The organism is Microbacterium sp. ARD31 (assembly GCF_031844425.1).
Window position 1 is genome coordinate 13370 of sequence record NZ_JAUZVE010000034.1, and the last position, 21305, is coordinate 34674.

General features: G+C 71.8%; 22 protein-coding genes. 20 read left to right on the forward strand and 2 right to left on the reverse strand.

The window, feature by feature from the left end:
- The first annotated feature begins 81 nt into the window (after positions 1-81).
- The 4 genes from Q9S36_RS38420 (at position 82) to Q9S36_RS38435 (ending at position 4494) form a co-directional block, all read left to right on the forward strand.
- Complete coding sequence (locus Q9S36_RS38420; RefSeq protein ID WP_311290033.1) at positions 82-1257, forward strand: site-2 protease family protein; 1176 nt, start codon at positions 82-84, stop codon at positions 1255-1257.
- 34 nt (positions 1258-1291) lie between these two features.
- On the forward strand, positions 1292-2269 hold the full coding sequence (locus Q9S36_RS38425) for a tRNA (adenine-N1)-methyltransferase (protein ID WP_311290034.1): 978 nt from the start codon (positions 1292-1294) through the stop codon (positions 2267-2269).
- Positions 2270-2393: 124 nt separating this feature from the next.
- Positions 2394-4139, forward strand: coding sequence for a proteasome ATPase (gene arc, locus Q9S36_RS38430; RefSeq protein WP_311290035.1), 1746 nt, complete (start codon positions 2394-2396; stop codon positions 4137-4139).
- A gap of 7 nt (positions 4140-4146) precedes the next feature.
- Entirely contained in the window at positions 4147-4494 is a 348-nt protein-coding gene (locus tag Q9S36_RS38435; RefSeq protein ID WP_311290036.1) for a hypothetical protein, read from the forward strand.
- Positions 4495-4648: 154 nt separating this feature from the next.
- Here Q9S36_RS38435 and Q9S36_RS38440 read toward each other — a convergent pair whose 3' ends face one another.
- Positions 4649-5272, reverse strand: coding sequence for a class I SAM-dependent methyltransferase (locus tag Q9S36_RS38440; RefSeq protein WP_311290037.1), 624 nt, complete (start codon positions 5270-5272; stop codon positions 4649-4651).
- Between the two features lie 3 nt (positions 5273-5275).
- On the opposite strand from Q9S36_RS38440, the gene dop reads away from it, so the two are divergent.
- The 4 genes from dop to prcA all read left to right on the forward strand — a co-directional run bounded on the left by dop (position 5276) and on the right by prcA (position 8965).
- Complete coding sequence (gene dop / locus Q9S36_RS38445) at positions 5276-6784, forward strand: depupylase/deamidase Dop (RefSeq protein WP_311290038.1); 1509 nt, start codon at positions 5276-5278, stop codon at positions 6782-6784.
- A gap of 104 nt (positions 6785-6888) precedes the next feature.
- Positions 6889-7086, forward strand: coding sequence for a ubiquitin-like protein Pup (locus Q9S36_RS38450; RefSeq protein WP_310252572.1), 198 nt, complete (start codon positions 6889-6891; stop codon positions 7084-7086).
- 5 nt (positions 7087-7091) lie between these two features.
- Positions 7092-7922: a proteasome subunit beta gene (gene prcB, locus Q9S36_RS38455; RefSeq protein ID WP_311290039.1), complete on the forward strand. Its 831-nt coding sequence runs from the start codon at positions 7092-7094 to the stop codon at positions 7920-7922.
- Positions 7923-7945: 23 nt separating this feature from the next.
- Positions 7946-8965, forward strand: a complete 1020-nt coding sequence (gene prcA, locus Q9S36_RS38460; protein ID WP_311290040.1) for a proteasome subunit alpha — start codon at positions 7946-7948, stop codon at positions 8963-8965.
- Positions 8966-8972: 7 nt separating this feature from the next.
- Here prcA and Q9S36_RS38465 read toward each other — a convergent pair whose 3' ends face one another.
- Positions 8973-9383 carry a hypothetical protein gene (locus Q9S36_RS38465; protein ID WP_311290041.1) on the reverse strand — a complete coding sequence of 137 codons (411 nt, stop codon included), beginning with the start codon at positions 9381-9383 and terminating at the stop codon, positions 8973-8975.
- Between the two features lie 126 nt (positions 9384-9509).
- Here Q9S36_RS38465 and pafA point away from each other — a divergent pair, with 126 nt between their 5' ends.
- The 12 genes from pafA (at position 9510) to Q9S36_RS38525 (ending at position 21299) form a co-directional block, all read left to right on the forward strand.
- Positions 9510-10871 carry a Pup--protein ligase gene (pafA, locus tag Q9S36_RS38470; protein ID WP_311290042.1) on the forward strand — a complete coding sequence of 454 codons (1362 nt, stop codon included), beginning with the start codon at positions 9510-9512 and terminating at the stop codon, positions 10869-10871.
- Between the two features lie 109 nt (positions 10872-10980).
- Positions 10981-11940, forward strand: coding sequence for an FKBP-type peptidyl-prolyl cis-trans isomerase (locus Q9S36_RS38475; protein WP_311290043.1), 960 nt, complete (start codon positions 10981-10983; stop codon positions 11938-11940).
- Positions 11941-11977: 37 nt separating this feature from the next.
- Complete coding sequence (locus Q9S36_RS38480; RefSeq protein ID WP_311290044.1) at positions 11978-12946, forward strand: WYL domain-containing protein; 969 nt, start codon at positions 11978-11980, stop codon at positions 12944-12946.
- Positions 12943-13971 (forward strand): WYL domain-containing protein, encoded by a 1029-nt coding sequence (locus tag Q9S36_RS38485; RefSeq protein ID WP_311290045.1) that lies wholly within the window; start codon positions 12943-12945, stop codon positions 13969-13971. The genes Q9S36_RS38480 and Q9S36_RS38485 overlap by 4 nt, the downstream gene beginning before the upstream one ends.
- 4 nt (positions 13972-13975) lie before the next feature.
- A complete protein-coding gene (tatA, locus tag Q9S36_RS38490; RefSeq protein WP_311290046.1) occupies positions 13976-14260 on the forward strand; it encodes a Sec-independent protein translocase subunit TatA in 285 nt (94 codons plus the stop codon).
- A gap of 21 nt (positions 14261-14281) precedes the next feature.
- Entirely contained in the window at positions 14282-15118 is an 837-nt protein-coding gene (gene tatC / locus Q9S36_RS38495) for a twin-arginine translocase subunit TatC (protein ID WP_311290047.1), read from the forward strand.
- 43 nt (positions 15119-15161) lie between these two features.
- A complete protein-coding gene (locus Q9S36_RS38500; protein ID WP_311290048.1) occupies positions 15162-15554 on the forward strand; it encodes a hypothetical protein in 393 nt (130 codons plus the stop codon).
- Positions 15555-15577: 23 nt separating this feature from the next.
- The gene (locus Q9S36_RS38505; RefSeq protein ID WP_311290049.1) at positions 15578-16492 is read left to right on the forward strand and encodes a YegS/Rv2252/BmrU family lipid kinase; all 915 of its coding nucleotides are present in this window, start codon (positions 15578-15580) and stop codon (positions 16490-16492) included.
- A complete protein-coding gene (locus tag Q9S36_RS38510) occupies positions 16489-19281 on the forward strand; it encodes a DEAD/DEAH box helicase (RefSeq protein ID WP_311290050.1) in 2793 nt (930 codons plus the stop codon). Before Q9S36_RS38505 ends, Q9S36_RS38510 begins: the two co-directional genes overlap by 4 nt.
- Positions 19282-19302: 21 nt before the next feature.
- Positions 19303-20241, forward strand: coding sequence for a 5'-3' exonuclease (locus tag Q9S36_RS38515; protein WP_311290051.1), 939 nt, complete (start codon positions 19303-19305; stop codon positions 20239-20241).
- A gap of 10 nt (positions 20242-20251) precedes the next feature.
- Complete coding sequence (locus Q9S36_RS38520; RefSeq protein ID WP_396653928.1) at positions 20252-20704, forward strand: Lrp/AsnC family transcriptional regulator; 453 nt, start codon at positions 20252-20254, stop codon at positions 20702-20704.
- Positions 20705-20720: 16 nt separating this feature from the next.
- The gene (locus tag Q9S36_RS38525; RefSeq protein WP_311290052.1) at positions 20721-21299 is read left to right on the forward strand and encodes a TetR family transcriptional regulator; all 579 of its coding nucleotides are present in this window, start codon (positions 20721-20723) and stop codon (positions 21297-21299) included.
- Positions 21300-21305: the final 6 nt, after the last annotated feature.

Sequence of the window (21305 nt, forward strand, 5' to 3'; positions counted from 1 at the left end):
GACGCGGCAACCCTAGGCGAGGCGTACGACAGCCCCGTGCAGGCGGCAACCGGGTCGGGTGCCATTCGTTAGGGTCGTGTCGTGCCCGATGACACCCCTGGCCCGCCTGCTCCCGAGGGGCCGGCGTCCCGACGCGCCCCCCGCCCGCCGGGGACGCTCCGGATCGGGTCGATCGCGGGCATCGACGTGCTCATCACGAGCTCGTGGTTCATCGTCGCGCTGCTGATCTCGCTGACCTTCGCCCCGCGCATCGAGCAGGTGGAGCCCGGCCTGGGCGTCTGGAAGTACGTCGCAGGGCTGGTCTTCGCCGTCGTCCTCTACCTCTCGGTGCTGCTGCACGAGGCCTCGCACGCCGTGACCGCACAGCGGCTTGGCTACGGCGTCACCTCGATCACGCTGCACTTCCTCGGCGGCATGACCGAGATCGACGGGCAGTCGCGACGGCCTCGCCACGAGTTCTGGATCGCGGTGGTCGGCCCGCTGACCTCGATCGCGGTCGGGCTCGCCGCCGCCGGCGTGTGGTTCGTGGTCCCCGAGGGCCTGGTGCGCGAGGCCGTCTGGAGCCTGGCGGCGGCGAACCTGGTGATCGGGGTCCTCAACCTCGTGCCCGGCCTGCCGCTCGACGGCGGGCGCGTGCTCAAGGCCCTCGTGTGGGGTGCCTCCGGCAACCAGCACCGGGCCACGATCGTGGCCGGCTGGGGCGGCCGGCTGGCGGCCCTGGCCCTGCTCGCCTGGCCGGTGGTGCAGGAGCCGCTGACCGGGGTCGAGACGACCGTCCTGGACGTGGTCCTCGTCTTCATCCTCGGCCTCTTCCTCTGGACCGGCGCGACGGCCGCGATGGCCCATGCCCGGCTCCGCCAGCGACTGCCCGCCCTCGTCGCGCGCCCGCTCGCGCGTCGTACGCTCACCGTGCCCGCGGACCTGCCGCTCGCCGAGGCCGTGCGCCAGGCCCAGGAGGCGCAGGCCGGCAGCATCGTCACGGTCTCGCCCGACGGGCGCCCCCTCGGCATCGTCAGCGAGGCGGCGGTGACCGCCATGCCGGCCGAGCGCCGCCCGTGGGTGCCGGTGTCGGCGGTCGCGCGGGCGATGGAGGACGGGCTGACCCTGCCGGCGACGGTCGCGGGGGAGGAGCTCATCCTCGCGATCAGCCGGCGGCCCGCGGAGGAGTACCTCCTCGTCGAGGACGACGGGCGGATCTACGGCGTGCTCTCCACCGCCGACGTCGACCGGGCGTTCCGGGAGAACGCCGCCGGCTGAGTGAAACCCGCCCTCGGCCACTAGTCTGCGCGGCATGTCCGAGCAGTCTCCCGACGTCCCCGCCGAGGCGTGGTCCGGCGTCCACCGTGGCCCCCTGCGTGAGGGGGAGTGGGTCCGGCTGACCGACCAGAAGGGTCGCAAGCACAACTTCGAGCTGGTCGCCGGCAAGCGGTTCTTCTCCAACAAGGGACACCTCGACCACGACGACCTCATCGGCCGCGACGAGGGCTTCACGGTGACCTCGTCGGCGGGCGGTCAGTACCTCGTGTTCCGCCCTCTGCTCAACGAGTTCGTCGTCTCGATGCCGCGCGGCGCGGCGGTCGTCTACCCCAAGGACGCGGCGCAGATCGTGTCCCTGGCCGACATCTACCCGGGCGCACGGGTCGTCGAGGCGGGCGCCGGGTCCGGTGCCCTCACCTGCTCCCTGCTGCGGGCCGTGGGGCCCTGGGGCCGGGTGACGTCCTTCGAGCTGCGCGAGGAGTTCGCCGACGTCGCCCGGCGCAACGTCGACCAGTTCTTCTCGGCCCCCGAGGGCTCGACCCACCCCGCCTGGGACCTGCGCCTCGGCGACCTCAAGGACGGGCTCCCGGCGCTCGGCACCCAGGTCGACCGCATCATCCTCGACATGCTCGACCCGTGGAGCTGCGTTGACGCGGTCGCCGACGCGCTGGTCCCCGGCGGCATCGTGTGCGCCTACGTCGCGACGACCACCCAGCTCTCCCGCGTCGTCGAGACGCTGCGCGCGCACGGCGGCTTCACCGAGCCGCAGCCCTGGGAGTCGCTCGTCCGCGACTGGCACGTCGAGGGCCTCGCGGTCCGGCCCGGTCACAAGATGATCGGCCACACGGCCTTCCTCGTCACCGCCCGGCGCATGGCGCCGGGGGAGAAGCCGCCCCGCAAGACCCGCCGACCCGCGCCCGGGGCCTACGGACCCGACTACACCGGCCCCCGCCCCGCCGACGTACCTCCGCTCGAGGCGACCGACGGGCACCCCGACACCGAGCCCGCCTGAGCCCGCCTGAGCCCGCCTGGGCCCTGGAGCCCCCACCGCAGCGTTGCGAAACGGTGACCAACTCACGCGTGTAACCACTTCCGTCCCGTGCGTTCATGGGTAGTGTCGAAACAGGAGGTGCGAGATGTCCGAGCCGACACGCGAGCAACTTGCCACTCAGGTGCGCTACCTGGAGGCCGAGGTCACTGACCTGCGCCGCCGCCTCGACGACGTACCGGGGCAGGCCCGCGGCCTGGAGACCCGGCTGGCGGACGCCCAGCGGTCGCTGGCCGCCGTCTCCAGCCAGAACGAGCGCCTCGCGCAGACGCTGCGCGACGCCCGCGACCAGATCACCACGCTCAAGGAGGAGGTCGACCGGCTGGCCCAGCCGCCCGCCGGCTTCGGCACCTTCCTCGCGCGCAACGACGACGACTCCGTCGACGTGTTCACCGGCGGGCGCAAGCTACGGGTGAGCGTCAGCCCGGCCATCGACCTCGACGGGCTGGTGCGTGGCCAGGAGGTCATGCTCAACGAAGCCCTCAACGTCGTCGCCGCGCTCGACTTCGAGCAGGTCGGCGAGGTCGTGATGCTCAAGGAGATCCTGGCCGACGGCGAGCGTGCCCTGGTCATCGCGAACGCCGACGAGGAGCGCGTCGTGCGCCTCGCCGAGCCGCTGCGGGCCGAGGACGTCACCATCCGCGCCGGCGACTCGCTGCTGCTCGACACGCGGGCGGGCTACGTCTACGAGGTCGTGCCCAAGTCCGAGGTCGAGGAGCTCGTGCTCGAGGAGGTGCCCGACATCGAGTACGGCTCGATCGGCGGGCTCACCACCCAGATCGACGCGATCCGCGACGCGGTCGAGCTGCCCTACCTCCACCCGGAGCTGTTCAAGGACCACGAGCTCAAGCCGCCGAAGGGCGTGCTGCTCTACGGGCCTCCCGGCTGCGGCAAGACGCTGATCGCCAAGGCGGTCGCCAACTCGCTGGCCAAGAAGGTCGCCGAGCGCACGGGCGCGTCGGGGAAGTCGTACTTCCTCAACATCAAGGGCCCCGAGCTGCTCAACAAGTACGTCGGCGAGACCGAGCGCCACATCCGCCTGGTGTTCCAGCGGGCGCGCGAGAAGGCGTCGCTGGGCACCCCGGTGATCGTGTTCTTCGACGAGATGGACTCGCTGTTCCGCACCCGCGGCTCCGGCGTCTCCTCCGACGTGGAGAACACGATCGTCCCGCAGCTGCTGAGCGAGATCGACGGCGTCGAGGCACTGGAGAACGTCCTGGTCATCGGCGCCTCCAACCGCGAGGACATGATCGACCCGGCGATCCTGCGCCCGGGCCGCCTCGACGTGAAGATCAAGATCGAGCGGCCGGACGCCGAGTCCGCGCGCGACATCTTCTCCAAGTACCTCACCCCGACGCTGCCGCTGCACGCCGAGGACCTCGCCGAGTTCCACGGCGACCGGGAGGCGACCGTCAACGCGATGATCCGCGCCACGGTGGAGCGGATGTACACCGAGTCGGAGGAGAACCGCTTCCTCGAGGTCACCTACGCCAACGGCGACAAGGAGGTCCTGTACTTCAAGGACTTCAACTCCGGCGCGATGATCCAGAACATCGTCGACCGCGCCAAGAAGATGGCGATCAAGGACTTCCTCGACAGCGACCTCAACCCCGCGCAGCGCGGCCTGCGGGTCCAGCACATGCTCCAGGCGTGCGTCGACGAGTTCAAGGAGAACGAGGACCTGCCCAACACCACCAACCCCGACGACTGGGCGCGGATCTCGGGCAAGAAGGGTGAGCGCATCGTGTTCATCCGCACCCTCATCACCGGCAAGCAGGGCACCGAGCCGGGCCGCTCGATCGACACCGTGGCCAACACCGGCCAGTACCTGTGAGCCGGGCGTGACGCGGGAGGACGACCTCGGTCACAGCGACATCGAGGCGGCGCTGGCCACGCGTCGCGAGCTCGGCGCCCGCTACGACGCCGAGCTGGTCGAGGGCTTCGCCGAGCGCATCGAGCGTGCCGTCGACCGCCGGGTGGCGGACCAGGTCGCCCTCCAGCGCGGACGTACGGCGGCGGTGGCCGGTGCCGGCGCCCGCCAGCTCGCGCTCGGCATCGTCTCCCTGGTCGCCTTCATCCCGATCAGCATCGCGCTGGGCGTGAACGGCCAGTTCTCCGCGCTGCTCATCACCCTGGCCGGCATCGTCGCGGTCAACCTCGCCCACGCCTGGCAGTCCCGGCAACCCTGAGGCGACCCACCCCCCGGGAGGGGCGCGCCGAGGGCCACTGAGGACTAGGTTGGGCAGATGAGAACCCTTCTGATCATCGTCGTCGTCGTCATCGTCGTCATCTTCCTGCTGGGATTCCTGCGCCGCGGCCGCTGAGCCGTCCCGGCTCGATCCCTCAGTCCGCCAGCACCCGGTAGCCGTAGGTCCACGGCCGGCTGGCGGCCGGGCCCGGCAGGTAGTCCTGCTGGGTCTCCAGGACGTGCCACCCCGCTTCGGCGACCATGGCAGGGACGTCGCGGGTGAGGTGGCACCCGCCCGCGACCGCGCGCTGCACCGGCTCGAGGCGCCGCTGCCAGCGGCGTACGGACTCGTCGGGCGCCAGCCCGTGCTCCAGCACGTGGATGCGCCCGCCCTCCCGCACGACCCGACGCGCCTCGCGCAGCGCCCGCACCGGGTCGGGGATCGTGCACAGGCTGAACGTGACCAGTGCGCTGTCGTGCGAGGCGGCGGGCAGGTCGAGCCGTTGCCCGTCGAGCCCGCCGCGGACCACGGGCAGCGTGGAGCGGGCGCGGCGCCGCTCGGACAGCCGCCACCCCGCGTCCGATGGCTCGATCGCGGTGACGCCGGTGACCTCGGGCGGGTACCACCGGACGTTCAGCCCGCTGCCGAAGCCGATCTCGAGCACGCGACCGGTCAGACCGGCGCACGCGACCTCCCGCAGCTCGCCGACCTCGGTGCCGCGCAGGCTCAGGTCGGTCAGACGCGGCACGACGTGTTCGTCCCACAGCCGTAGGCTCATCGCATGAGCGTACGACGGGTGATGGGCACGGAGGTCGAGTACGGCATCTCGGTGCAGGGGCAGCCCGCGGCGAACCCGATGGTGGCGTCGTCGCAGATCGTGAACGCCTACGCCTCGTCCACGGTGAAGGCGCGACGTGCCCGGTGGGACTTCGAAGAGGAGTCGCCGCTGCGCGACGCACGCGGCTTCGACATGGCGCGCCAGGTCGCCGACCCCAGCCAGCTGACCGACGAGGACCTCGGGCTGGCCAACGTGATCCTGGGCAACGGCGCCCGGCTCTACGTCGACCACGCCCACCCGGAGTACTCCTCGCCGGAGGTGACCACGCCGCTCGACGTGGTGCGGTGGGAGAAGGCCGGGGAGCAGGTCATGCTCGACGCGTCGCGGATGGCCGCCCAGATCCCCGGCAGCGCACCGATCCTGCTCTACAAGAACAACACCGACAACAAGGGCGCCTCCTACGGCGCCCACGAGAACTACCTGATGCGCCGCTCGACGCAGTTCGCCGAGATCGTGCGGCACCTGACGCCGTTCTTCGTCTCCCGCCAGGTCGTCACCGGCGCCGGACGGGTGGGCATCGGCCAGGACGGCCGCGACCACGGCTTCCAGATCAGCCAGCGCGCGGACTACTTCGAGGTCGAGGTGGGGCTCGAGACGACGCTGAAGCGACCGATCATCAACACCCGCGACGAGCCGCACGCCGACCCGGCGGTCTACCGCCGTCTGCACGTGATCCTGGGCGACGCCAACCTCACGGAGGTCTCGATCTACCTCAAGTCCGGCACCACGTCGCTGGTGCTGGCGATGATCGAGGACGGCTTCATCGACGCCGACCTGTCCGTGGAGGGTGCCGTCCGGGCGCTGCGCGACGTCTCGCACGACCCGACGCTGCGCCACCTGATCACCCTCCGCGACGGTCGCCGGCTCACCGCGGTCCAGCTGCAGCTGGAGTACCTCGACCTCGCCCGCAAGTTCGTCGAGGACCGCGACGGCGCCGACGCCGACGAGCAGACGCTCGACGTGCTGCAGCGCTGGGAGTCGGTGCTGACCCGCCTCGAGCGCGACCCGATGGAGTGCGCGAGCGAGCTGGACTGGGTCGCCAAGCTCAAGCTCCTCAACCAGTACCGCGACCGCGACGGCCTCGACTGGGACGACGCCAAGCTCCACCTCATCGACCTGCAGTACGCCGACATCCGTCCCGACAAGGGGCTCTACCACCGCCTTGCCGCCTCCGGACGCATCGAGCGGCTGCTCGACGACGCGACGATCGAGGCGGCCATGCACGAGCCGCCGACCGACACCCGTGCGTACTTCCGTGGCCGCTGCCTCGACAAGTACGCCGACTCGGTGGCCGCGGCGTCGTGGGACTCGGTGATCTTCGACCTGCCGGGGCGCGAGTCCCTCCAGCGCGTCCCCACCATCGACCCCCTCCGGGGCACGCAGGCGCACGTCGGCGAGCTCATCGACCGCAGCGACACCGCCCAGGCGCTCGTCGCCGCCATCACCCGCTGACGACGGCCGCTGGTCGAGCAGCGAGCCCCAGCGCGCGTGTCCGAAACCGAGGCCCGCCGTGAACGGTCCTTGTGGCGTCGGCGCGAGTGGATAGGGTCATGGGTATGGCCCAGGAGCAGAAGCAGCCACGCAAGTCCTCGCAGGAGGAGACGGCGACCGAGGAGGTCGTCGAGAGCGACGTGGCCGAGCGCAAGGAGATGATCGACGAGGACGTCGACGCGATCCTCGACGAGATCGACGAGGTCCTCGAGACCAACGCCGAGGACTTCGTGAAGTCGTTCATCCAGAAGGGCGGGGAGTAGTCCGGATGGGCGACACCCGCCTGCCGGCGTCGTACATGACTCCCGGCACGTCCAGCTTCGCGGACTTCCTCGGCGCCCAGGCGCCCGAGCTGCTGCCGTCGCGCCGCGCCGTGCCGAGCGGCGACGCCGGCGACCTGGCGCCGCACGGCACCACCATCGTCGCCGCCACCTTCGAGGGCGGCGTCGTGATGGCCGGCGACCGGCGCGCCACGATGGGCAACATCATCGCCCAGCGCGACATCCAGAAGGTCTTCCCGGCCGACGAGTTCTCCGTGGTCGGCATCGCCGGCACCGCCGGGCTCGCCGTCGAGATGGTGCGCCTGTTCCAGACCGAGCTCGAGCACTACGAGAAGATCGAGGGCACCACGCTGTCGATGGACGGCAAGGCCAACCGCCTCGCCGCCCTGATCCGCGCCAACCTCGGCCTCGCGATGCAGGGCCTCGCGGTCGTCCCGCTGTTCGCCGGCTTCGACCTCGCTGCCGGCCAGGGACGCATCTTCAGCTACGACGTGACCGGCGGCCGCTACGAGGAGACCGCCTTCCACTCGGTCGGCTCGGGATCGTTGTTCGCCCGCGGCTCGCTGAAGAAGCTCTATCGCGACGACCTCGACGAGGAGGGGGCGGTGACGGCCGTCATCCAGGCGCTCTACGACGCCGCCGACGACGACTCCGCGACCGGAGGCCCCGACCTGACCCGCCGGATCTTCCCGGTCGTCCACGTCATCACGCCCGCGGGCGGTCGCCGCATGCCCGACGACGAGGTCTCCGCGATCGCCGACCGCATGATCGCCGCCCGCATGCAGCGTCCCGACGGCCCCGCCGCCGCGCTGACCTGACCTGACGTAGGAGTCACCGCCCCATGAGTATGCCGTTCTACGTCTCGCCCGAGCAGCTGATGAAGGACCGGGCCGACTTCGCGCGCAAGGGCATCGCCCGCGGGCGGTCCGTCGTCGCGATCCAGTACGCCGACGGGATCCTCTTCGTCTCGGAGAACCCGTCCCAGGCGCTGCACAAGGTGAGCGAGATCTACGACCGCATCGCCTTCGCGGCGGTCGGGCGCTACAACGAGTTCGAGAACCTCCGCATCGCCGGCGTACGCCTCGCCGACATGCGCGGCTACGCCTACGACCGCCGCGACGTCACCGGGCGCGGCCTCGCCAACGCCTACGCCCAGACCCTCGGCACGATCTTCTCCTCGGGCGGCGAGAAGCCCTACGAGGTGGAGATCTTCGTCGCCGAGATCGGCGACCGAGCCGAGGACGACCAGCTCTACCGCCTCACCTACGACGGTCAGGTCGCCGACGAGCACGGGTTCGCCGTGATGGGGGGAGCAGCCGACGTGGTCGCCGGACACCTCCGCGAGCACTACCGGCCGGGCGCCCCGCTGGAGGACGCCCTGCGGCTGGCCGTCGCGGCGCTGGGCCACAGCGAGACCGACGACCGGGTGATCCCGGCCGACGACCTCGAGGTCGCCGCCCTCGACCGCACCCGCACCCAGCCGCGCAAGTTCCTGCGACTGCGTGAGCCGCGACTCACCGAGATCCTCGGCGAGCGCGGTGCGGCCGAGCCGGCCGCGCCCCAGCCGGAGGACGCGGTGGCCGGCGCCGGCCCACGGCACGGCGCCCAGGACGACCCGGCCGACCCCACCGACCAGGTCAGCGGCAACACGCCGCCGTTGGAGAACCCGGTCACCGGCGAGCCGCCCGTCGCCCCGCCCGTCGCCCCGCCGGTGGCCCCGCCGACGCATCCGGCGGACCCGACCCCGACCGACCCGACCCCGACCGACCCGGCCGCGCCGGGCGAGGCCCCGCCACCGGCACCCCAGCCGCCGGTCGACCCCACCCGCCCCGCGACTCCGCCGACCGACCCACTCGGCTGAGCCCGGCTCAGCGCAGGTTGAGCCCGGGCCAGTCGGCCGTCGCGACGGTGGGGATGCCGCGCAGGCGCCGCTGGTAGCGCACGAGCGTCCCGAACTCGTCGAGCGCGCGCCGCAGCCGCTGGTGTGCCGCCCAGGGCAGCGGGCCGGTGGGCCGGACGTTGCCGTCGGGGCCGAACTCGTGCCACGCGTCGCCGAAGCCGATCCAGACCGGGGTCCACCCGGCCGCGTCGTCCCACTCGCCGCGCCGCTGCTCGACGAGCCGCCGCCGCAGCTGGAACTCCAGCCGCGGCCCGTCCACGACGACGGGTGCGGTGCGCACCGGCCACAGCCACAGGTCGTCGGTCATCACCCGCAGCTCGAGGTCCGCCATCACGCTCGGCTCGACCAGCACGGTCGCGACGAGGTGGCGGGGTCCCATGGAGGAACGCTCACCCGCGCACGGGCGGCCCGTCAAGGCCGGCCGGACATCGTTCGTCCGACCCCGCCGGGTGTCGTAGTCGCGGAGGTCCACGGTGGATGACCGTGGCGAGACTAGGGTGGAGGCGTGGACCGGCGGATCTTCGGCATCGAGAACGAGTACGGCGTGACGTGCACGTTCAAGGGACAGCGCCGCCTGAGCCCCGACGAGGTCGCGCGCTACCTCTTCCGCAAGGTGGTCAGCTGGGGTCGCTCGTCCAACGTGTTCCTCCGCAACGGCGCCCGCCTCTACCTCGACGTGGGCAGCCACCCGGAGTACGCCACGCCCGAGTGCGACGACATCGTCGACCTCGTCACCCACGACAAGGCCGGAGAACGCATCCTCGAGGGGCTGCTCCTCGACGCCGAGAACCGCCTCCACGAGGAGGGCATCGCCGGCGACATCTACCTGTTCAAGAACAACACCGACTCCGCCGGCAACTCCTACGGCTGCCACGAGAACTACCTCGTGGGGCGGGCCGGCGAGTTCAGCCGCCTCGCCGACATCCTCATCCCCTTCCTCGTGACCCGGCAGATCGTGGTGGGCGCGGGCAAGGTCGTGATGACCCCGCGCGGGGCGTCGTACAGCGTGAGCCAGCGCGCCGAGCACATCTGGGAGGGCGTCAGCAGCGCCACCACCCGCAGCCGGCCGATCATCAACACGCGCGACGAGCCGCACTCCGACGCGGAGCGGTTCCGGCGGCTGCACGTCATCGTCGGCGACTCCAACATGAGCGAGACGACCACGCTGCTGAAGGTGGCGTCCTGCGACCTCGTGCTGCGGATGATCGAGGAGGGCGTGGTGATGCGCGACCTCACGATGGAGAACCCGATCCGCGCGATCCGCGAGATCAGCCACGACACCACCGGGCGCCGCAAGGTCCGCCTCGCCAACGGCCGCGAGGCCAGCGCGCTGGAGATCCAGGGCGAGTACCTCGCCAAGGCACGCGACTTCGTCGACCGTCGCCAGATCTCCACGCCGACCATCGAGCGCGCGCTCGACCTGTGGGAGCGCGGGCTGAAGGCGGTGGAGTCCGACGACCTCGGGCTGGTGGACCGCGAGATCGACTGGGTCATCAAGCTCAAGCTGCTCGAGCGCTACCGCGCCAAGCACGGGCTCTCGCTCGGCGACGCGCGCATCGCGCAGCTCGACCTCGCCTACCACGACATCCACCGCGGACGCGGCCTCTACTACCTGCTGGAGAAGCGCGGCGCCGTCGCGCGCGTCACCACCGACCTCAAGATCTTCGAGGCCAAGAGCGTCCCGCCCCAGAACACCCGCGCCCGGTTGCGCGGCGAGTTCATCCGCAAGGCGCAGGAGCGGCGTCGCGACTTCACCGTCGACTGGGTGCACCTCAAGCTCAACGACCAGGCGCAGCGCACCGTGCTCTGCAAGGACCCCTTCAAGGCCTACGACGAGCGCGTGCAGCGGCTCATCGACGGGATGTGACCGACCGGCCACCCAGCCCCGACCCGGTCCGCGACGTGTCCTGCCGCCGCGGGTGGGGCCCGCTGGATAGGGTGTCCCGGCAACGCCGACCGATCGATTAGGTGAACCAGTGTCTCGTGTACGTTCCGCTGCCCTCAGCGGTGTCCTCACCCTCAGCCTGCTCGGGCTCGCCGCCTGCGGCTCCGCCTCCAGCGACACCGAGGAGGGCGGCAAGTCGCTCAGCTCCGTGACGATCGAGGGCAAGCAGGGCGAGGAGCCCAAGGTGACCTTCGACGGCCGCCTCGACGGCTCGCAGGAGGAGACCGAGGTCCTCGTCGAGGGCGACGGCGAGACGGTGGCCGACGGCGACACCGTGTCGGCCAACTGGTGGATCGGCAACGGGTTCACCGAGAAGGAGGCGCAGAGCACCTACACCAAGGACGGCGCGACCCAGTCGGTCGAGCTGTCCGACGAGGTGCTGCCGATCCTGCGCGAGGCGATGATCGGCAACCAGGTCGGTGACCGCGTGGTGCTGCTGACCTCGGCTGCGAAGGCCTACGGCGAGTCGGGCAACCCCACCATCGGCATCGGCAACAAGGACTCCGTCCTCGCGATCGTCGACATCATGGACCGCTCGGAGACGGTGCCCGTCCTCGACGGCCCGCAGGGCGAGGAGAAGAAGCCGGCGGCCTGGGCGCCCACGCTCATCGAGAAGGACGGCGTGATCACCGGCCTCGACTTCACCGACGCCCACGAGCCCACGGGCAAGCTCATCGCCACCACGCTGGTCAAGGGCGACGGCGCCAAGGTCAAGGCGGGCCAGACCCTGACGGTCGACTACCTCGGGCAGGTCTACGACGCCGAGAAGCCGTTCGACGAGTCCTACAGCGGCGAGCCCGCGGAGTTCCCGATCGGCGTCGGCCAGGTCATCAAGGGCTGGGACGAGCGCCTCGTTGGCCGCACGGTCGGCTCGCGGGTGATCCTGGAGATCCCGCCGGCCGACGGCTACGGCAAGACGGGCAACGAGCAGGCCGGGATCAAGGGCACCGACACGCTCTTCTTCGTGGTCGACATCCTCAAGGCCTCCTGACCGGCCACGACCACACGGACGACAGGGGGAGCGGAGGATGGCGCAGCCACGTGCAGAGCGGCTGATGAACCTGCACATCCTGCTGCTCGGGGCGAAGCGCTTCATCAGCAAGGACGCGATCCGCGACGCCTGCTACGCCGAGTACCCGCGCGGCGGCACCGGCGACGAGGCGTTCGAGCGTGCCTTCGAGCGCGACAAGGACGCCCTGCGCCAGATCGGTGCGGTGATCGAGGTCGGCAGCGCCGACGCCCTCTTCGACGACGAGATCGGCTACCGCATCCCCACCGAGCAGACCTCCCTGCCGGAGATCCGCTTCGAGTCCGACGAGGCGGCCGTGCTCGGCCTGGCCGCCCAGGTCTGGCAGCAGGCGACGCTCGCCAAGGCGACCGGCCGCGCGCTGGCCAAGCTGAAGGGCCAGGGCGTCGAGATCGACCCGTCCCGCCTGGAGGTGGTCGCCCCGTCGATCACGGCCGACGAGCCGGCGTTCGAGCCGCTCTGGGACGCCGTCGGCAAGCGTCGCCAGGTCAGCTTCCCCTACCAGCGCGCCGACGAGACCGAGCCGACCACGCGTCGCGTCCAGCCGTGGGGCCTGGCCCGCTCGTCGGGCCGCTGGTACGTCGTCGGCCACGACGTCGACCGCGGGGCCGAGCGGGTCTTCCGCCTCTCCCGCATCGTCGGCCCGGTCCGCGCGACGGGAAAGTCCGGCGCGTACGACGTCCCGCCCGGCACCGACGTCCGATCGGTCGCACGTCGCCTCACGCCGTCCTTCCCGACGGTGCGGGCCGAAGTGCGCGTGCGGCAGGGGACCGGCGTGGGGCTGCGCCGGCGTGCGGAGTCGGTCGCGTCCGACGCGTCCGGCTGGGACACGCTCGTGGTCGAGGGCCCGCTCCAGGAGCTGGCCGACGAGGTGCTCACCTCCGGCTCCGGCGCCGTCGTCCTGGGCCCGCAGGCGCTGCGCGACGAGGTCGTCTCAAGGCTCCGCTCGATCGTGGAGGCGCACGCGTGACCACCCAGCCGACCGACACCGCCCCCGACCAGGTGGCCCGCCTCCTGGCGCTGGTGCCGTACCTCCTCGCCCGCGGCGAGGTGCGCCTCGACGACGCGGCCGCCCACTTCGGCACCGACGCCGCGCAGATCGAGCGCGACCTGCGCCTCCTCTTCATGACCGGCCTGTCCCCGGGCCTGCCCGGCGACCTGATCGAGGTCGACCTCGACGCGCTCGAGGGCGACCGGATGATCCGGGTCGACAACGCCGACTACCTCGCCCGGCCGGTGCGGTTCTCGCCCGCCGAGGCGACGGCGCTGGTGGTCGCGCTGCGCACGATGGCCGTCTCGGCGCCCGAGGGGGCGGCCGACGTGATCGAGCGGACCCTGGCCAAGCTCGAGGAGGCGGCCGGCGCGGACGGTGAGGACCTCCTGCGCCTGCACGTGTCGCCCACCCCTCTGGAGGCGAGCGCGGTGGTCCCCGTCCTCGAGTCGGCGATCGCGCACGGCCACCAGGTCGAGATCACCTACCACGTGCCCTCACGCGACGAGGAGTCGCGCCGCACGGTCGACCCGCGCGGGCTGGCGCGGGTCGAGGACCTGCTCTACCTCGACGCGTGGTGCCACACCGCGCAGGGCGACCGCGCCTTCCGGGTGGACCGCATCGTCGCGGCACGCGAGCTCGACACGGCGGTGGCCGACAAGGGCGCACGTCCCCGCGACCTGACCGGCGGCTGGTTCACCGACGCCGAGACCACGACGGTGACGCTGCGGCTCGCGCCGCCGGCCCGGTGGGTGATCGAGTACTTCCAAGTCACCGACCAGCGCCCGGGACCGAACGGCACCATCGACGTCGACCTCGAGGTGGCCAGCGAGCCGTGGGTGCAGTCGCTGCTGTTCCGGCTCGCACCCCACGCGACGCTCCTCGCCCCCGAGTCGTACGCCGAGACGCTGCGGGCCGTTGCCCGCGAAGCGCTCCGCCTCTACGAGGATGACGGCGTAGACTCGACACGCACACCGCAGGACCGACCCCACACAACGGAGTGACCTCATGATCAACCCCCTGATCGGCATGCCACAGGGTCTGGAGTGGCTGGTGATCCTCGCGATCGTCGTGCTGGTGTTCGGTGCCGCGAAGCTCCCCGACCTGGCGCGCAGCTCGGGCCAGGCGCTGCGCATCTTCAAGACCGAGACCAAGGGCCTGCGCGACGAGGACGACGCCACGGCGACGCCCGAGCAGCGTGAGATCCAGACCCGCAACGAGGCGGGCACCGAGACGCGCAACGAGACCTCGGGCGAGGTCCTCCGCGAGCGTCGCGACGACACCACCGCCTGAGCGCGGGAGCACCCACCAGCCGTGAGGATCGCGGGTCTCGTCGGCCTGTTCAACGGCCGGCCGCACCATGCTGTCGGCCCGGACGGCCGGATGGCGCTCTCCGACCACTTCCGGGAATTCCGCGCCCGCCTGCTGCGGTGCCTGCTGGTGTTCTCGATCGCGCTCGTGGTGGCGATCTTCTTCCGCCACGCGCTCTACGACGCGGTCTACGGCCCCTACCAGGACGCGCAGGAGACCTTGGCCGAGGGCACGTCGATCGCCACCACCAGTGGTGCCGGCGCGGGCCTGCTGCTGTGGCTGACGCTGTGCGGGTTCGCCTCCGCGATCGTGACGGCGCCCTACTGGCTCTACCAGGTGTGGGCCTTCGTGCTGCCCGGGCTCTACGCCCAGGAGCGGAAGATGACCCGCGTCTTCGTCGCCGTCGCGGGGCCGCTGTTCATCACCGGGGTCGTGCTCGGCTACGTCACGCTGCCGCTGGCGCTGGAGGTGCTGATCGGGTTCAACCCCGACGGTGTGACCAACCTGATCGACTTCAACGACTACCTCCAGTTCTTCACCCGCACGCTCTTCGTCTTCGGGCTCGCGTTCAACATCCCGGTCTTCGTCGTGCTGCTGAACTTCGCCGGCGTCGTGAAGGGCTCCGCGCTCAAGGCCTACCGGCCCTGGATCGTCATCGGGACCTTCATCTTCGCCGCAGTCGCCACGCCGTCGGCCGACCCGTTCACGATGACGCTCATGGCCGTGCCGATGGTGGTGCTGTTCTTCGCGTCGGAGGCGATCGCACGGGTCAACGACCGCCGGCGGGCCGCGCGCTCGGTCAACCGCGGGCTGGGTCCGGACGAGCTCTCGCAGATCTGACGGGGCCGGTCGGCACCCTTTGGGGGTCTGACAGGGTGGACCCATGCAGGCGACGATCACCGACATCGATCCGTTCGACCTGCCCGACTGGCTCGGCACGCTCGAGGTGGTGTGGCGGGCCGACGCCGGGCTCCGCACCGGGCACCTCGTCCGAGGGCGGCTGACGGCCGACGGCGAGCCCGACCTGGCTTGTGACCTGCTGGCGGTCGACGAGGCCTACCCGGAGCCGGTCGTCGACGACGCGGCGCGGCTGCGGGTGCACCAGGCATGGCGCCACGGGCAGGTCGTGGTCGGCGACGTGGGCGGTCGGATGGTGCTGGCGGTCCCCGGCACCGGCTTCGGCCCCGAGCTGGTCCTCGAGGCACTGGCGCGCCTCGCACGTGCGGTCGGTGCGCGGGCCGAGCGCTACGCCGCGTTGCTGCGGCTCGGCACGTAGGGCACCGGGATAGGGTCGCGCTCATGCACGACCCGTCGCCGCCCTCCTCCGTGCGTGGCCGTGAGGTCGCGCTGCTGACCAACCCGACCTCGGGCAAGGGCAGGGGCGCCCGCCACCGTGACGTGGCGCTCGCCCGGCTCCGCGAGAGCGGCTTCGTCGTGCGCAACCTCCAGGGGCGCGACGCCGACGAGGCCGCCGACCTCGCCCGCGCCTGCGTGGCCGATGGGGTCGAGGCGCTGGTCGTGTGCGGTGGGGACGGGTTGGTCCACCTGGGCGCGCAGGCCGTCGCCGGCACCGGAGTGCCGCTCGGGCTGATCCCCAGCGGCACCGGCAACGACGTCGCCCGCTACCTCGGCCTGCCGCGCACCGACCCGGTCGCCGCGGCCGACCGGGTCATCGCCTCGCGGCGGCGCACCATCGACCTCGCGCGCGCCGGCGACCGCTACTTCGTGACCGTGCTGGCTGCCGGCTTCGACGCGATCGTCAACGAGCGCGCCAACGCCATGCGCTGGCCCAGGGGCCAGATGCGCTACAACGTGGCCACGCTCGCCGAGCTGCGCACCTTCCGGCCGATCCCGTACGTGCTCCAGCTCGACACCGACTCGGGGGCCGAGACGATCCAGCACGAGGCGATGCTCGTGGCGGTCGGCAACGGCCCGTCCTTCGGCGGTGGACTGCGGATCACCGAGGGGGCGCTGCTCGACGACGGTCTGCTCGACGTCGTGGTCATCACGCGGATGAGCAAGCCCAAGCTGGTGCGCTCCTACCCACGGCTGTTCACCGGGAGGATCGACGGGGTGACGGAGTACGTCCACCGGCGGGTGCGGTCGGTGACCGTGGCCGCGCCGGGCATCGTGTCGTACGCCGACGGCGAGCGCTTCGGGCCGTTGCCGCTCACCGTGGAGTGCGTGCCCGGCGCGTTGGAGGTGATCGCATGAGCGAGGAGCAGTCGCACGCCGAGCGCTACGCCGCGTTCCAGCGCGACAAGGACTACCCGATGCTGAAGGACTTCGCTGGTCTCTACGGCTTCGAGCTCGACGACTTCCAGGTGCGGGCGTGCCGGGAGATCGAGGACGGCCGCGGGGTGCTCGTCGCCGCACCGACCGGCTCCGGCAAGACCATCGTGGGCGAGTTCGCCATCCACCTCGCGCTCCAGACCGGGCGCAAGGCGTTCTACACGACGCCGATCAAGGCGCTCTCCAACCAGAAGTACCACGACCTGGTCAAGCGCTACGGCCCCGACAACGTCGGCCTGCTCACCGGCGACAACGTCGTCAACGGGGAGGCACCGGTGGTCGTGATGACCACCGAGGTGCTCCGCAACATGCTCTACGCCGGGTCGCGGACGCTCCTCGGCCTGGGCTACGTCGTGATGGACGAGGTGCACTACCTCGCCGACCGGATGCGCGGCGCGGTCTGGGAGGAGGTGATCATCCACCTGCCGGAGTCGGTGACCCTGGTGTCGCTGTCGGCGACGGTGTCCAACGCCGAGGAGTTCGGCGAGTGGCTGGCCACCGTGCGTGGCGAGACGACCACGGTGCTGGAGGAGAAGCGTCCCGTCCCGCTCTTCCAGCACGTCATGGTCGGACGCCGCCTCCTGGACCTCTTCGCCTCGTCCGACGTCGACGCCAGCGCGGGCTTCGTCAAGGAGGGCGCGCCCGTCAACGACGAGCTGACCCGCATCGCCCGGGACGACTGGGCGAGCACCCGGTTGATGCGCGACCGGCGCTCGCCACGCAAGGGCAAGCCGGGGTCCTCGAAGAACCCGCGTGCCGTCGGCAACGGTCGCCGGGTGTGGATCCCCAGCCGGGTCGAGGTGGTCGACCGGCTCGACCGCGAGGGCCTGCTGCCCGCCATCGTGTTCATCTTCAGCCGGGCGGGCTGCGACGCCGCGGTCACGCAGCTGGTGCAGGCCAACACCCGGCTCACCACGGCCGCGGAGCGCGACGAGATCTTCGCCCGGGTCGAGGAGGCGGCACGCACCCTGCCCGAGGAGGACCTGCACGTCCTCGGCTACCACGAGTTCCTCGACGGGCTCACGCGCGGCGTCGCGGCCCACCACGCCGGGCTGCTGCCGGCCTTCAAGCAGGTGGTCGAGGAGCTCTTCCAGGAAGGGCTGGTGAAGGTCGTCTTCGCCACCGAGACCCTCGCCCTCGGCATCAACATGCCTGCTCGCACCGTCGTCATCGAGAAGCTCTCGAAGTGGAACGGCGAGTCGCACGCCGACCTGACGCCGGGGGAGTACACCCAGCTGACCGGTCGTGCGGGCCGCCGCGGCCTCGACATCGAGGGTCACGGCGTCGTGCTCTACCAGCCCGGGATGAACCCGCGCGAGGTTGCCGGCCTCGCCTCGACGCGCACCTACCCGCTGCGGTCCTCGTTCCGGCCGTCGTACAACATGGCGGTCAACCTGGTCCACCAGTTCGGCCGGGCCCGCTCGCGTGAACTGCTCGAGCAGTCCTTCGCGCAGTTCCAGGCCGACAAGGCCGTCGTCGGGCTCGCCCGGCAGGTGCACAAGGCCGAGGAGGCGCTCGACGGCTACCGCGAGGCGGCGACGTGCCACCTCGGCGACTTCATGGAGTACGCCGCCCTGCGCCGGCGCATCTCCGACCTCGAGAAGGGCGCCGCGCGCGAGCGCCGCCAGGACCGTCGTGGCGAGGCCGCGGCGTCCCTCGGCAGGCTGCGCCCGGGCGACGTGATCCAGGTGCCGGCGGGCAAGTTCAGCGGGCTTGCCGTGGTCATCGACCCCGGCACGTCCGGCGACGAGCCCCGTCCCTACGTCGTCACCGCGGACCGCCAGGCGCGCCGGCTGGCGATGATGGACTTCCCGGTGCCCGTGGCGTCGATCGGGCGCCTGCGCATCCCGAAGTCGTTCAACGGCCGCAACCCCGCGCAGCGACGCGAGCTCGCCAACGCGCTGCGCTCGCGGGCGGACTCCTTCGCCACGCCCGAGCGGCGTACCCAGCAGCGCGAGTCATTCAGCGACACGCCCACCGACCGTGAGATCGGCCGCCTGCGGGCCGACCTCAAGTCGCACCCGTGCCACCAGTGCCCCGACCGCGAGGACCACGCGCGGTGGGCCGAGCGGTGGTTCAGGCTCCAGCGCGACACCGAGACGCTCAAGCGCCGCGTGGAGAACCGCACCAACACGGTGGCGCGCACCTTCGACCGGGTCTGCGACGTGCTGACCGCCCTGGGCTACCTCGAGGGCGACCGGGTCACCGAGCAGGGGGGCCACCTGCGCCGGATCTACACCGACATGGACCTCGTCGCCGCGGAGGCGATCCGCGCCGGCGTCCTCGACGAGCTCGCACCCTCCGAGCTCGCCGCGGTGCTGTCCGCGCTGGTCTTCGAGGCGCGCCGCGCTGACGACGCCTCCTCGCCGCGGCTGCCCGGCGGACGGGTGCAGCCTGCGCTGGGTGAGCTGGTGCGCCTGTGGGGCCAGCTCGACGCGCTCGAGCGCGAGCACAAGCTGGACTTCCTCCGCGAGCCCGACCTCGGCTTCGCCTGGGCCGCCTGGCGCTGGGCCGAGGGCGACGACCTCGACGACGTGCTGATGGTCACCGGCCTGTCCGCCGGCGACTTCGTGCGGTGGATGAAGCAGCTGCTCGACCTCTGCGGCCAGGTCGCGGACGCAGCCGGCGACGCGCCGCTGCGGTCCACGGCACGCGCGACTGCCGCGGCCATCAAGCGGGGCGTGGTCGCCTACAGCGTGCTGGCGGAGTAGCGCTGTGGCAGGCTCACCCGCGTGACCGACTCCGGCCAGCGCCTGCTGCTCCTCGACACCGCGTCCCTCTACTTCCGCGCGTTCTTCGGCGTCCCGGACTCGATGAAGGCGCCGGACGGCACGCCGGTCAACGCCGTGCGCGGCCTCATGGACTTCATCAGCCGCCTGGTGGGGGAGTACGACCCGACGCATTTCGCCTGCTGCTGGGACGACGACTGGCGCCCGCAGTGGCGCGTCGACCTGATCCCGTCCTACAAGGCGCACCGGGTGGTCCGCGCGATCCCCGGCCCGCGGCCCGACGTCGAGGAGGTCCCGGACCCCCTCGAGGCGCAGGTCCCGATCATCCGGGAAGTGCTCGGTGCCTACGGCATCCCGGTCGTGGGGCACGCCGAGATGGAGGCCGACGACGTCATCGGCACCCTCGCCACCGACGCCGGGCTGCCGGTGGACATCGTCACCGGCGACCGCGACCTGTTCCAGCTCGTCGACGACGACGCCGCCGTGCGGGTCCTCTACGTCGCTCGTGGCGTGAGCAGGCACGAGCGCGTCGACAACGCGTGGGTGCGTGGCAAGTACGGCGTCGACGCGCGGCAGTACGCCGACCTCGCCACGCTGCGCGGCGACGCGTCCGACGGCCTGCCGGGCGTCGCCGGCGTGGGGGACAAGACCGCTGCCACCCTGCTCAACCGGTTCGGCACGATCAGGTCGATCATCGAGGCCGCGCACGATCCCGAATCCGACATGGGCCCCGGCCCGCGCGGGAAGATCAAGGCCGCGGCCGACTACCTCGCCGTCGCGCCCCGGGTCGTCGCCGTACGCCGTGACCTCGACCTCGGGTCGCCCGACCTCACCCGCCCCCGGACGCCCGCCGACCACGCGGCGGTCGTGGCCCTGGACGAGAGGTGGGGACTCGGCTCATCTGCTGTGCGCCTCGTGGAGGCCCTGTCCGGATCGCACTAGTCTGAGCGCCGTGAGCACTTCCGAGGTCGAGTCCAAGGACCGGCAGATCCTCTCGCTGCTGGCCGCCGACGGGCGCATGTCCTTCACCGACCTCGGCAAGGCGACCGACCTGTCCACGTCGGCGGTGCACCAGCGCGTCAAGCGCCTCGAGCAGCGTGGCCTGATCAAGGGCTACGGCGCGACGGTCGACCACGACCAGCTCGGCCGGCCGCTGACCGCGTTCATCTCCATCACGCCGATCGACCCTTCCCAGCCCGACGACTACCCGGAGCGGCTGGTCGACATCCCGGAGATCGAGTCGTGCTGGTCGGTGGCGGGCGAGGAGTCCTACATCCTCAAGATCCGGGTGGCCACGCCGCTCGCCCTCGAGGAGCTCCTGGCCCGGATTCGCGGCGCGGCCAGCGTGTCGACCCGCACCACGATCGTGCTCTCGACGCCCTACGAGAACCGCCCGATCGCCTGAGCGCCGTCCCGCTGACATGGCCGACCGCCGCACCACGATCCTCGACGCTGCCCTGGAGATCGTCGGCACCCAGGGCATGCGGGGGCTCACCCACCGCGCGGTCGACGCCGCTGCGGCGCTCCCGCCCGGCTCGACGTCGAACCACTTCCGGACCCGGGAGGCGCTCGTCCTCGGGATCGTCGAGCGCTTCATCGCCCGCGAGCGCGCCATGGCGACCGGGCCGCGCGACGACGTCGACTCGACGCCCGACGGCGTGGCCACGGCGCTGGGCCGCTTCGTCGAGCGCGCCGTCGGGCCGGACCGGGCCGTCACCCTGGCGCGGTACGCCATCCTGGTGGAGACCGCGCAGAACCCGTCGTTGCGGGAGGGGATGGCCGTGGGCGCCGACGTGGTGGACACCTGGGCCCTCGACCTGGTCACCCGCTCCGGGTCGTCCGACCCGGAGCGCGACCTCGGGATCCTCGCCAACTACGTCACCGGGCTCGTCCTGCACGAGCTGGCGTTGCCGTCGGCCGACCTCGACGCACCCGCCCGGATCCGGGGCGTGATCGACACCTTGGGCTGGACCCTTGACGGCGGTGCACTACAGGCGTAGTTTCCG